This is a genomic window from Sphingobium sp. FG125, assembly GCF_057809795.1.
Window position 1 is genome coordinate 1 of the sequence record NZ_JBMDKQ010000050.1, and the last position, 504, is coordinate 504.

At 65.9% G+C, this 504-nt stretch carries 1 protein-coding gene; it reads left to right on the plus strand.

Translation table 11 applies throughout. The annotated features are described in order from the left end of the window. A partial coding sequence (locus tag ACODSR_RS20695) for an SDR family NAD(P)-dependent oxidoreductase (protein ID WP_489078404.1) occupies positions 1-504 on the plus strand: 504 nt, incomplete at both ends.

The window sequence follows — 504 nt, forward strand, 5'->3', positions numbered from 1 at the left end:
CCGCCGTTGGCCGCACGCCTGCGCTGGAGACGGTGCAGAAGGTCCGCGCGCTGGGTCGCCGGGCGGAGATCGTCTCGGCGGACCTTTCGACCATCGAGCCGGTCCAGCGCGTCATCGACGAAACCCGCGACATGCTGGGCGGCCTCCATATCCTGGTCAACAATGCCGGGATCATCCGCAGAGCCGACAGCGTCGACTTTACCGAGGCGGACTGGGACGCGGTGATCGACACCAATCTCAAGGTGCTGTTCTTCCTCAGCCAGGCCGCCGGTCGCCACATGATCGGTCAGGGCGCAGGCAAGATCATCAATATCGCCTCGCTGCTCTCCTTCCAGGGCGGCATCCGTGTGCCGAGCTACACCGCATCCAAGAGCGGCGTCGCGGGCCTGACCAAGCTGCTCGCCAACGAATGGGCGGCCAAGGGCGTCAACGTCAACGCGATCGCGCCGGGCTATATCGCCACCAACAACACCGCCGCGCTGCAAGCCGACGAACAGCGCAACC